At 73.2% G+C, this 11,584-nt stretch carries 11 protein-coding genes; 2 read left to right on the top strand and 9 right to left on the bottom strand.

Annotated features, from left to right (window positions below):
- Positions 1 to 371 precede the first annotated feature (371 nt).
- Positions 372 to 1,379 (bottom strand): stage II sporulation protein M, encoded by a 1,008-nt coding sequence (locus ABD358_RS25285; RefSeq protein WP_344633457.1) that lies wholly within the window; start codon positions 1,377 to 1,379, stop codon positions 372 to 374.
- Positions 1,380 to 1,512: 133 nt separating this feature from the next.
- On the opposite strand from ABD358_RS25285, the gene ABD358_RS25280 reads away from it, so the two are divergent.
- Positions 1,513 to 2,478: an RDD family protein gene (locus tag ABD358_RS25280; RefSeq protein WP_344633456.1), complete on the top strand. Its 966-nt coding sequence runs from the start codon at positions 1,513 to 1,515 to the stop codon at positions 2,476 to 2,478.
- 13 nt (positions 2,479 to 2,491) lie between these two features.
- Here ABD358_RS25280 and ABD358_RS25275 read toward each other — a convergent pair whose 3' ends face one another.
- The 8 genes from ABD358_RS25275 to ABD358_RS25240 form a co-directional block, all read right to left on the bottom strand.
- The gene (locus tag ABD358_RS25275; RefSeq protein ID WP_344633455.1) at positions 2,492 to 3,106 is read right to left on the bottom strand and encodes a hypothetical protein; all 615 of its coding nucleotides are present in this window, start codon (positions 3,104 to 3,106) and stop codon (positions 2,492 to 2,494) included.
- An 85-nt stretch (positions 3,107 to 3,191) separates the two neighbouring features.
- Entirely contained in the window at positions 3,192 to 4,661 is a 1,470-nt protein-coding gene (ahcY, locus tag ABD358_RS25270) for an adenosylhomocysteinase (protein WP_344633454.1), read from the bottom strand.
- 398 nt (positions 4,662 to 5,059) lie between these two features.
- Positions 5,060 to 6,004 carry a cation diffusion facilitator family transporter gene (locus ABD358_RS25265; protein WP_344633453.1) on the bottom strand — a complete coding sequence of 315 codons (945 nt, stop codon included), beginning with the start codon at positions 6,002 to 6,004 and terminating at the stop codon, positions 5,060 to 5,062.
- A 54-nt stretch (positions 6,005 to 6,058) separates the two neighbouring features.
- Entirely contained in the window at positions 6,059 to 7,294 is a 1,236-nt protein-coding gene (manA, locus tag ABD358_RS25260; protein ID WP_344633452.1) for a mannose-6-phosphate isomerase, class I, read from the bottom strand.
- A 128-nt stretch (positions 7,295 to 7,422) separates the two neighbouring features.
- The gene (locus ABD358_RS25255) at positions 7,423 to 8,592 is read right to left on the bottom strand and encodes an SIS domain-containing protein (protein ID WP_344633451.1); all 1,170 of its coding nucleotides are present in this window, start codon (positions 8,590 to 8,592) and stop codon (positions 7,423 to 7,425) included.
- Between the two features lie 32 nt (positions 8,593 to 8,624).
- Positions 8,625 to 8,795 (bottom strand): Trm112 family protein, encoded by a 171-nt coding sequence (locus ABD358_RS25250; protein ID WP_344633450.1) that lies wholly within the window; start codon positions 8,793 to 8,795, stop codon positions 8,625 to 8,627.
- 136 nt (positions 8,796 to 8,931) lie between these two features.
- Positions 8,932 to 10,293 carry a phosphomannomutase/phosphoglucomutase gene (locus tag ABD358_RS25245; protein WP_344633449.1) on the bottom strand — a complete coding sequence of 454 codons (1,362 nt, stop codon included), beginning with the start codon at positions 10,291 to 10,293 and terminating at the stop codon, positions 8,932 to 8,934.
- Positions 10,294 to 10,345: 52 nt separating this feature from the next.
- On the bottom strand, positions 10,346 to 10,738 hold the full coding sequence (locus ABD358_RS25240) for a DUF3499 domain-containing protein (RefSeq protein WP_344633448.1): 393 nt from the start codon (positions 10,736 to 10,738) through the stop codon (positions 10,346 to 10,348).
- Between the two features lie 353 nt (positions 10,739 to 11,091).
- Between ABD358_RS25240 and ABD358_RS25235 the strand changes: the two genes are divergently transcribed.
- A complete protein-coding gene (locus ABD358_RS25235) occupies positions 11,092 to 11,559 on the top strand; it encodes a metallopeptidase family protein (RefSeq protein ID WP_344633447.1) in 468 nt (155 codons plus the stop codon).
- The last annotated feature ends 25 nt before the right edge of the window (positions 11,560 to 11,584 follow it).

Below are 11,584 nucleotides of genomic sequence, written 5' to 3'. Positions count from 1 at the left end.
GGGTTCGGGACGGGGCATCAACATATCTGGCGTTGACTTTTGGCACGCTGTTGAGTTCTCAAGGAACGGACGCTTCCTTCGGCGCCCCTTCCGGGGCCCCTCCGGGCGCTTCCCTTCGGTGTCTCCGACTCTATCAGATTCGCTTTGCCGGTTTAAATCGGCTCCGCGTTTCCCATAGGAATTCGGAATGTTCCGCCGGAATCCTTTGATTCACGGCCGGGGCGAGATGATGTCCATCTGCCTGCCCTCGGAGTTTACACCCCCGGGCAACTTCTGAACTCTACGCCCCGCAGGCTCCCCCGTCAAGGGGGCGCCCCGGAACGATCAGAACCGTAGCAGGTCCGGGGGCCCGAATGCACATCCGGCCCCGGTCAGGCCGCCGTGGGCAGTTCCGCCGAGCGGTCCGCGGCCTCGACGTCGCCCGACTCCCCCGCCCGTACCGCCCGTGCCCCCAGCACGTAGACGTAGGCCAGGAAGGCCAGCTCTGCGACGACGCCGATGGTGATCCGCGCCCAGGTGGGCAGCCCCGAGGGGGTCACGAAACCCTCGATGACTCCCGAGACGAAGAGCACCGCGGCGAGGCCGAGGGCCATGCCGATGGCCGCACGCCCCTCCTCCGCCAGGGCCGTCCGGCGGCTGCGCGGCCCCGGGTCGACGACCGTCCAGCCCAGGCGGAGGCCCGTGCCGGCCGCCACGAAGACGGCGGTCAGTTCCAGCAGTCCGTGCGGGAGGATCAGGCCGAGGAAGGTGTCGAGGCGGCCCGCCGAGGTCATCAGGCCGATGCCGATCCCGATGTTCAGCATGTTCTGGAACAGCACCCACAGCACCGGTATGCCGAGGAACGCTCCGAAGATCAGGCAGATCGCGGCCGCCTGGGCGTTGTTCGTCCACACCTGCGCCGCGAAGGAGGCCGCCGGATGGCTGGAGTAGTACGTCTCGTACTGGCCGCCGGGACGGGTCATCTCACGGAGTTGCTCCGGGGCCGCGATGGCGGACTGGACCTCGGGATGGGTGCCGATCCACCAGCCGATGACGGCCGCGACCAGGGTGGACAGCAGGGCCGTCGGTATCCACCAGTGCCGGGCCCGGTAGACGGCGGCCGGGAAACCGACGGCGAAGAACCGCCCGATGTCCCCCCAGGTGGAGCGGCGGGTGCCGGTGACCGCGCTGCGGGCGCGGGCGACGAGCGAGGTCAGGCGGCCGGTCAGCGCGGGATCGGGCGCGCTGGACTGGACGAGCGACAGGTGGGTGGACGTGCGCTGGTAGAGGGCGACGAGTTCGTCCGCCTCGGCTCCGGAGAGACGGCGTCGGCGGCGCAGGAGCTCCTCCAGGCGGTCCCACTCGGCCCGGTGGGCGGTGACGAAGACATCGAGGTCCATGGGGAGAGCTTCGCAGATGGCGTCCGGCTGTTCCCGGGCCGCTTGGCGGCCGGCCGGCTCCTGGCGGCAGACTGTCCGTATCCGGCGTACGCGACGTACGGGGGTCCGCGGCGATGACGAGGAGGCGTACCGGGTGAGTCAGCTCGTGACGGGTGACGCGGTGGTGCTCGGGCTGCGGCCCGCGAGGCTGCCCAGCCGCGCCCTGGCCGTCTTCATCGATCTGGTCGTGCTCTGGAGCATCTACCTCGCCCTGTCGGTGGCGCTGCTGTCGGCCGTCGGCTCGCTGGACGAGGCGGCCACCGCCGCGGTGGCCGTGGCGCTGCTGGTGCTGGTGCTGATGGGCGGACCGGTCGCGGTCGAGACGCTGAGCCACGGCCGCTCCCTGGGGAAGCTGCTGTGCGGGCTGCGGGTGGTACGGGAGGACGGCGGCCCGATCCGCTTCCGGCACGCGCTGGTCCGCGGGGCACTGGGCTTCGTCGAGATCCAGATGTCGGGGGGCGTCATCGCGTGCATCGCCTCGCTGGTGTCCGCGCGGGGCCGGCGGCTGGGGGACGTGTTCGCCGGGACGCTGGTGGTGCGGGAGCGGATTCCGGTCGCGAAGCCGATGCCGGTGCCGCCTCCTCCGCCGTGGGTGGCCGCGCACTTCGCGGAACTGGACCTGTCACGGGTGCCGGAAGGGCTGTGGCTGGCCGTCCGGCAGTACCTGCTGCGGGTGAACGAGCTGGATCCCCGGGTGAGCTGGTCGATGGCCCAGCGGCTGGCGGCCGACGTCGCGTCCCGTACGGGAACGCCGGTGCCGGAGGGCATGCCGCCGGCCGTGTACCTGTCCGGCGTGATGGCCGAGCGGCAGGGACGTGACGCGCGGCGGGCCTTCGGCGCGGGGCCGGACACGGCACGGCCGGGCGGTGCGCACGCGACTCCACCGCCGTCCCCCACGCCGCCCCCGCACGGAGTCCCTTCCTCCGCGTTTGCCCCTCCGCCCGTGCCGCAGGGTCCGCCCGTGCCGCGGCACCCGTCGGCGGAGGCGCCGGCCGAGCGGCCGCCCGCCGGCGGCCGGGAGACGGAGGAGCCGCGCACCGGTTTCGTACCGCCCGCCTGAGCGCCGGCGGGCGTCAGGTGAGGGCGGAGGGCGGGGAGTCCAGGTCCTCGAGTTCGACGCCCGGAGCCGCCAGGACGACGTCCCCCGCGATGTGGACGGAGTGCTCCTCGCCCGTCTCCGGGTCCCCCACCCGGTAGTGGTCCACGACCAGGGGGCCGCTGTCGGTGGGGTGTGCTTCGCTGCCCCTCAGCGCCCAGGTCTGGTCGAGGGTCCGCGGGGCGAGCACGGGGGGTGTGAAGGCGACGAGGCGGACCCGGGCGGCGGGTTCGCCGGGTGCGGGGCGCAGCAGCCGGGCCACGGCGACGAGGAAGGCGGGGGACGCTCCGGTGAAGGCGCGGGCGGGCGCGTTGCCCTCCCTCGCGTGCTCGCCGGACGGGTCGGTGCGGACCCATGTCACCCCGTCGAGGACCCCGCCCCGGACCTGCCAGTCGGCGGTGCGGAGTTCGAGGCGGAGGGGGCGGCCGAGGGCGTCCAGAGTGAGGTCGACGGAACCGGTGTGCCTTCCGGCGGGGTCGGTGGTGCGCGAGACGTAGCGCCAGCCGGTGGGTCCCGGGGCGCACTGGAAGTGCTCCTCGCCGAGGGGGGTGTGGTCGTAGGGGTCGTGGAGTGCGTAGCGGCCGCGGGGCATCGGGGGTCCTTCACGGGTCAGGCCCCCGCCGTGGGAGCGGGGGCCTGACGCCTGTCGCCCGGCTGCTGCCGGGAGCGTGTCCGGATCAGTAGCGGTAGTGGTCGGGCTTGAAGGGGCCCTCGACCGGGACGCCGATGTAGGCGGCCTGCTCCGGGCGGAGCGTGGTCAGCTTGGCTCCCAGGGCCTCCAGGTGGAGGCGGGCGACCTTCTCGTCCAGGTGCTTGGGCAGCACGTACACCCCGACCGGGTAGGCGTCGGGCTTGGTGAACAGCTCGATCTGGGCGATGGTCTGGTTGGCGAAGCTGTTGGACATCACGAACGAGGGGTGTCCGGTGGCGTTGCCCAGGTTCAGCAGCCGTCCCTCGGACAGCACGATGATCGACTTGCCGTCGGGGAAGGTCCAGGTGTGCACCTGGGGCTTGACCTCGTCCTTGACGATGCCGGGGATCGCCGCCAGGCCGGCCATGTCGATCTCGTTGTCGAAGTGGCCGATGTTGCCCACGATCGCCTGGTGCTTCATCCGCCGCATGTGCTCGGCCAGGATGATGTCCTTGTTGCCGGTGGCGGTGATGAAGATGTCCGCGGTCTCCACCACGTCCTCCAGGGTGGCGACCTGGTAGCCGTCCATCGCCGCCTGGAGGGCGCAGATCGGGTCGATCTCGGTGACGATCACCCGGGCGCCCTGGCCGCGCAGCGACTCCGCGCAGCCCTTGCCGACGTCGCCGTAGCCGCAGACCACGGCCACCTTGCCGCCGATCAGCACGTCGGTGGCCCGGTTGATGCCGTCGATCAGCGAGTGGCGGCAGCCGTACTTGTTGTCGAACTTCGACTTGGTCACCGAGTCGTTGACGTTGATCGCCGGGAACAGCAGCGAGCCCTCGCGCTGCATCTCGTACAGGCGGTGGACACCGGTGGTGGTCTCCTCCGTCACGCCCCGGATCTCCGAGGCCAGCTGCGTCCACTTGCGCGGGTTCTCGCGCAGGGTGCGGCCCAGCAGCGCCAGGATGGCCGCGTGCTCCTCGGACTCGGCGGTGGACACGTCCGGAACCGAGCCGGCCTTCTCGTACTCCACGCCCTTGTGGACCAGCAGCGTGGCGTCGCCGCCGTCGTCCAGGATCATGTTCGGCCCGCCCGACGGAGTGCCCGGCCAGGTCAGCGCCTGCTCGGTGCACCACCAGTACTCCTGGAGCGTCTCGCCCTTCCAGGCGAAGACCGGCACGCCCTTCGGGTCGTCGGGGGTCCCGTCGGGGCCGACCGCGATCGCCGCGGCGGCGTGGTCCTGGGTGGAGAAGATGTTGCACGACGCCCAGCGGACCTGGGCGCCCAGCGCCACCAGGGTCTCGATGAGCACCGCGGTCTGCACGGTCATGTGCAGCGAGCCGGTGATCCTGGCGCCCTTCAGCGGCTGGGAGGCGGCGTACTCCCGGCGGATCGCCATCAGACCGGGCATCTCGTGCTCGGCGAGGGTGATCTCCTTGCGGCCGAACTCGGCCAGCGACAGGTCCGCGACCTTGAAGTCCCGGGCGGTGTCGGTCGACGCGTCGGTCGTCGTCATGGGTGCTGCTCCTCGGAAGTCGGTCGAGGTGGTTCGGCTGGCTGGTCTGCGGCAGCGGACAGGCAGGGGCGGACACACGGCTCCCGGCCGTCGTACACCACCGGGTCGCACGCCCGCGCGGGCATGCGTGTCCCCTGACCGCAGCGCAGTCCGTCGGAGGCCCTCTCTCCCTCGGCCGGCCCGTGGAGCCGCCCGACCGCCATCAGCAGCGACGTCTGTGCCCCATCGAATTTACACGCTCGGCGCGTCACCCGGTCGGCACAGGGCCGGAACGGGGGCGGGCCGCGGAAGGTTTCGGCCACGGCTCGTGCCGTACCCGCCGTCCGTTCCGCCCGTCCCCGTTCCCCTCGCCCCGTTCTCCTCGCCCCGGTCAGCGGGTTCCGGTCGGCAGGTCCCGGTCAGCGGGTTCCGGCCCCTTCCGCGGCGGGTGCCTCCGCCCGGTAGATGTCCGGCTCCAGGTAGATCACGCGGGCGATCGGGACCGCCTCGCGGATGCGGCTCTCGGCCTCGTCGATCGCCCGGGCGATCTCCGCCGCGGACTCGTGGCTCTCCACCGCGATCTTGGCGGCGACCAGGAGCTCCTCCGGACCGAGGTGGAGCGTGCGCATGTGGATGATGCGGGTGACCCGCTCGCCGTCGACGATCGCCTCGCGGATCCTGACGAGCGAGGCCGGGTCGGCCGCCTCGCCCAGCAGCAGGGACTTGGTCTCCACGGCGAGGACGATCGCGATGAGGACGAGCAGCACGCCGATGCAGATGGTGCCGATGCCGTCCCAGACCGGGTTGCCGGTCAGCAGCGCCAGCCCGACGCCGGCCAGGGCCAGGACGAGGCCCACCAGGGCGCCCAGGTCCTCCAGCAGCACGACCGGCAGTTCGGGCGCCTTGGCCCGCCGGACGAACGCCACCCACGACTGCTTGCCGCGGATCTCGTTGGACTCCTTGATCGCGGTGCGGAAGGAGAAGATCTCGGCGATGATCGCGAAGACCAGGACGCCCACCGGCCAGTACCAGTGCGAGAGTTCGTGCGGGTGCCTGATCTTCTCGTAGCCCTCGTAGAGGGCGAAGAGGCCTCCGACCGCGAACAGCACGATCGCCACGAGGAAGGAGTAGATGTAGCGCTCGCGCCCGTAGCCGAAGGGGTGCTCCTCGCTCGCCGCCCTCTTCGCCTTCTTGTGGCCGAGCAGCAGCAGCGCCTGGTTGCCCGAGTCGGCCACGGAGTGGACGCCCTCCGCGAGCATCGACGAGGAGCCGCTGAAGGCGAACGCCACGAATTTGGCCGCGGCGATGGACAGGTTGGCGCCCAGCGCGGCGACGATCGCCTTGGTTCCGCCTGATGCACTCATGTAAGGGTGGTCTCCTGGGACGGTACGGACAGCGGACGCGTACTCCGGCCGCGGCTACACCGCCACGGTCGCGCGGAAGAGCGTACCGCCGCCGGAGATCTTCACACCTTCTCCTGCCCGAACGAAGGCGGACCTTCCCCTTCCGAGGACCAGTTCGGCGCTTCCGGCGTCCCGGTCCGTCCCGCCGTCCGTCCCGCCGTCCGTCCGCCGCAGGGTGATCTCCCCGTCCGTGCACAGCAGGATCTGGGGGGCGCGGTCGTCCAGGACGCGCGGCGCGGACTCCGGCGTCAGGACGTGGCGGGAGAGCCGGAACTCGTCGACGGGCGTCGTGTACACCTCCTCACCGCCGGGCGCCGCCTCCGGCCGCAGCACCTGCGGTTCGACCGGCTCGAAGCGGACGACGCGCAGCAGTTCGGGCACGTCCACGTGCTTGGGGGTGAGGCCGCAGCGCAGCACGTTGTCGGAGTTGGCCATCAGCTCGACGCCGAGGCCGTCGAGGTAGGCGTGCGGAACGCCGGCGCCCAGGTAGAGGGCCTCTCCCGGCTCCAGGCGCACGACGTTGAGCAGCATCGCCGCCAGTACGCCCGGGTCGCCGGGGTAGTGGTCCGCGATGCCCGCGTACACGGCGTACTCGAAGGCGTGCGGCCCGTCTCCGGAGCCGAGCCGCCGTGCCGCCTCCGCCGCCGCGCCGACGGTCTCGGCCATCGCCTCCCGGTCGGCCGACAGGACGGCGGTCAGGACCTCGCTCAGCGCCTCGTCCTCGGGCCGGGCGCGCAGGATGTCCGCGTAGGGCTTGAGCAGGCCGACGTCCAGGGCGTCCAGCAGGGCGGCGGTCCCGGCGGGACGGCGGAAGCCGCACAGGCCGGTGAAGGGGGTCAGGGCGCAGATCAGCTCGGGCTTGTGGTTGGCGTCCTTGTAGTTGCGGTGCGGGGCGTCGAGCGGAACGCCGCGCTCCTCCTCGTCGGCGAACCCCTCCCCGGCCTGGACGAGGTCGGGGTGCACCTGGAGGGAGAGGGGGGAGGCGGCCGCGAGCACCTTCAGCAGGAACGGCAGGCGGGGGCCGAAGGCCCGCACGGTCTCCGCGCCCAGCTCCCCCTCGGGGTCGGCCCCGATCACCTCGGACAGGGGCGTCTCGCCCGCTCCGCGGTCGATCCGCGACGGCGCTCCCGGGTGGGCCCCCATCCACAGTTCGGCCTGCGGCTCACCGGTGGGCTCGGTGCCGAGCAGCTCGGGGATGGCGGTGGTGGAGCCCCAGGCGTAGGGGCGCACGGTGTTGGCGAGGAGGTCCATGCCGGCTGGTTCCTTGGGTACTTGTCCGGTTCAGTTCTGGGGTGTGCGGAGGCTCTGGGCGCGCGGGGCGGGGTCTTCCTCCGGTTCGGGGTCCCCGGAGGGCTCCCGGACGCTTCCGGGGCCGCCCGTCAGGGCCGCTCGCCGCGGGCGAGCGCGAGGTAGACGACGGCGAAGTCCAGCGTGGCCACCAGTTCGGCGGCGGTCTCCAGCGGGCTGCTGCCCTCGGCCGGTTCCAGCTCGCTGAGCGGGGTGCCGCGGCCGTACGCCAGGTCGCGGGCGGCGACGGCTGCGGAGCCCGCCCCGGGGGCGCCCTCGCGCAGCAGGACGATCCGCGTGCGCAGGGGTTCCGGCTCCTCCACGCGGTCGCGGAAGAAGTCGTCCGCGTCGTCGCCCGAGAGCGCGCCGTCGAGCAGCGCGGCGTGCGTGACCATCGCCTCGGGCAGATCGGCGGCCAGCGCCGGGCGGCCGGCGAGCGCGGTGAGGGCGGTGGCGCAGTGGCGGGCCGCGGCGCCCGCGACGGCGCCTTCGCTCCACAGCAGCGGCAGCGCGCCGGAGAACTCGGTCGCCAGTGTCTTGGCGGGATTGTCGTAGGTGGCCGCGGCGGGGCCGCAGCGCTCGGCGATCCGGTCGAGCCGGTCGGCGAGCGCCTGGAGTCCGGCGGGCTCGGCGGCCGCCAGGCCCAGCCGGTCGGCCAGGACGAGCAGCGGGGTGAGCAGCGCCCACAGGACGCCCGGGGCGGCGGGCGGGACCGGACGCGGCTGCTCGTACGCGTCGCGGGGGTCGGGGCCCTCGTACCGCGGGCCCGGCGCCTCGGCCAGGGGCACGGCGAGGCCGCGGGCCTGGAGGGTGGCCTCGGCCAGGGGGGCCTTGCCGGGGCCGACGGAGACCACGGTGCAGCCGCGGCGGTAGGCCTGCTCGGCGAGTTCGGCCAGTCCCGGCTCGGTGCCGTCGGGGGTGGCGAGCAGCAGCAGGTCCAGCGGTCCGGCCCAGCCGGGCAGCCTCCAGCGCAGGGAGTCCGGGGACGCCTGGGCCCCGGCGGGGCGGAGCAGCGTGACGGGGACGGCGCCGTTGCCGAAGGCCCCGAGGAGGTCGGCGGCGCAGGAGACGGCGGGGCCGGCGCCCGCGACGAGGATCGCGCGGGGACGGCCCTCGGGCCGCAGGCCGGTCAGGCCCGCCTCGGTGGCGTGCCGGACCGCCGTGCGGACGCGGGCGCCGGACGAAGCGGCTCCGCGCAGCAGGCCGTGGGTGTCGGCGCCGGTCAGGGCATCGGGGGCGTCGAGCAGGGTCTCGTCCAGCATGTGCGGCCTCTCCGGTCGCCGGGCGGGGGCGGTCAGGCGGGGCGGCGTGCCTCGTCGACGAGGAGGACGGGGATGCCGTCGCGGACGGGGTAGGCGAGTTTGCACTCGGCGCCGCCGCAGACCAGTTCGTCGCCCTCCTCGCGGAGGGGTGCGTGGCACGCCGGGCAGGCGAGGATCTCCAGGAGGCCGGCTTCGAGCGGCATGGGGTGCGTCCCTTCGGGGCGGTGCGTTCGTGCGGTCAGCGTACCGCCGGAGCGCAGCGCGCCACCCGCGGGTGGCGCGCTGCGGACATCCGCGGGCGGCGTGCGGTTCCCGGCGGACCGGGGGCGGCCGGGCGGGTCAGCCGCGGACGATGGCCAGGACCTCGTCGCGGACCCTGGCGACGGTCTCCGCGTCGCGCGCCTCGACGTTCAGGCGGAGCAGCGGTTCGGTGTTGGAGGGGCGGAGGTTGAACCACCACTCGCCGGGCGCGGTGACGGTCAGGCCGTCCAGCTCGTCCAGTTCCAGGCCCTCGCGGCCGGCGTAGGCGGCCCTGACCGCGGCGGCGCGGCCGGCCTGGTCGTCGACGGTGCTGTTGATCTCGCCGGAGGCGGCGTAGCGGTCGTACTGGGCGACCAGTTCCGACAGGGTGCCCTGCTGGCCGCCGAGCGCGGCCAGGACGTGGAGGGCGGCGAGCATGCCGGTGTCGGCGTTCCAGAAGTCGCGGAAGTAGTAGTGCGCGGAGTGCTCGCCGCCGAAGATCGCTCCGGTGCGCGCCATCTCCGTCTTGATGAAGGAGTGGCCCACCCGGGTGCGCACGGGGGTGCCGCCCGCCTCCTTGACGACCTCGGGGACCGACCAGGAGGTGATGCAGTTGTGGATCACCGCGGAGCCGGGCGCCTTGGCCAGTTCGCGGGCGGCGACCAGGGCGGTGATGGCCGACGGCGAGACCGGCTCGCCCCGCTCGTCGACGACGAAGCAGCGGTCGGCGTCGCCGTCGAAGGCCAGTCCGATGTCGGCGCCGGTCTCCCGCACGCGGGCCTGGAGGTCGACGATGTTGGCCGGGTCCAGCGGGTTGGCCTCGTGGTTGGGGAAGGTGCCGTCGAGCTCGAAGTACATCGCGTCCAGTTCGATCGGCAGGCCCTTCAGGACCGTCGGCACGGTGTGGCCGCCCATGCCGTTGCCCGCGTCCACCACGACCTTCAGGGGTCGGATGGCGGTGAGGTCCACCAGGGAGCGCAGGTGGGCGGCGTAGTCCTCCAGGACGTCCCGCCTGCCGATCGTCCCCGGCTTCTCCACGGGCCCGGGGGCGCCGGACTCGGCCCACTTCTCCACCAGGGCGCGGATCTCGGCCAGGCCGGTGTCCTGGCCCACCGGGGCGGCGCCCGCACGGCACATCTTGATGCCGTTGTACCGGGCGGGGTTGTGGCTGGCGGTGAACATCGCGCCCGGCAGGTCCAGCCGGCCGCTCGCGAAGTAGAGCTGGTCGGTCGAGCACAGTCCGATCTCGGTGACGTCGGCGCCGCGGGCGGCCGCTCCCCGCGCGAAGGCCCGCGACAGGCCCGGCGAGGAGGGGCGCATGTCGTGGCCGACCACGATCGCGTCGGCGCCCGCGACCGTCGCGAACGCAGCGCCGAACAGTTCGGCGAGGCCTTCGTCCCACTGGTCGGGCACCACGCCACGTACGTCGTACGCCTTCACGATCTGCGACAGATCAGGCACGGTCCACCCCTTCTGGAGTATCAGGTGACGGCCCCAATGTAACCGGGATGGATCAGTTGTCGGGGGAACGCAGCACCCTCAGGTGGCCCCGTCTGGCCACCTCCATCAGGTCCCGGTCGCGGGCGCCGCCGGGGCCGGGCTTCTCGGCGGGGGCGGGGGTCCTGCGCTGGGGGGTGCGGGCGGCCTCGCGCACGGCGTCGGCCAGGGCTTCGAGGTCGTCGCCGCTGGGGCGTGCCGGGCCGGTGTCCACGGCGAGGCGGACGACCTCCCAGCCGCGCGGGGCGGTCAGCCGCTCCGAGTGCTCCGAGCACAGGTCGTAGCAGTGGGGCTCGGCGTAGGTGGCGAGGGGGCCGAGGACGGCGGTCGAGTCCGCGTAGACGTACGTCAGCGTCGCCACGGCAGGGCGGCCGCACGCGGTGCGCGAACAGCGACGTACAGGGCTCACGACGTTGGACGGTACCGCACTCTTGAGCGGGCCGCGACGACTCTCGGGGAGGTCACCCGGTTGTGTCGTGCCGGTCCACCGGTACCGTGCACACCGGCCGCGACCCGGCTGACCTGCTGCGTGACGGGAAAGTCCCGGTATGAACCGGACAGAGGGGCCGTTATCGCTTCGTTCGGATACCGTCATCGAGGAGCGATCTTCGATCGAAGAGATGACCGAAACCGCGCAGTGGAATTCGGAACCGGTCACTCGGCGGTCCCCGCCGGTCCGCGCGCCCCGTGTGCCGCCGCGCGCGGTGCGGCACCGTGTCACGGCGGCTCCCCGGCGGCCCCCGGAGGGCTACTCTCAGGATGATGAACAATCCCGTACCGCCTCGCCGACCCGATCCGCGGCCGCGTCGCCGGGATCGCCACGGACGCGGCATGCGCGGACCCGTCGCACCTCCCCAGGTACCCCTCGCCATGAGCCGCGCCGACGCCTTCGACGACCTGGTGCGCGACTCCGCGGACCGGCTGGAGCGGAAGTGGCCGCAGCTGTCCGGGGTCGAGTTCGTGGTGCAGGACGTGCCGCCCGCCCAGCCGGAGGCCGACGGCTGGGACGGCCTGTGGGACGACGGCCCGGACAGCGTGCCGCTCGGCCGGTACGCGCAGGCCCGCGACGGCAGACCCGACCGCGTCATCGTCTACCGGCGCCCCATCGAGCTGCGGGCCAAGACCCGCGACGACCGGGCGCTGCTCGTCCACGAGGTCGTCGTGGAGCAGGTCGCCGGACTCCTCGGGCTGGCTCCGGAGTCGATCGACCCGCGGTACGGGCAGGACTGACGGCCCGGGGGAGCCTCCCCGGGCC

It is taken from the genome of Streptomyces glaucosporus (genome assembly GCF_039533345.1).
GTDB classification, from domain to species: Bacteria; Actinomycetota; Actinomycetes; order Streptomycetales; family Streptomycetaceae; genus Streptomyces; species Streptomyces glaucosporus.
This window is presented reverse-complemented; position numbering and strand designations above follow the sequence as displayed.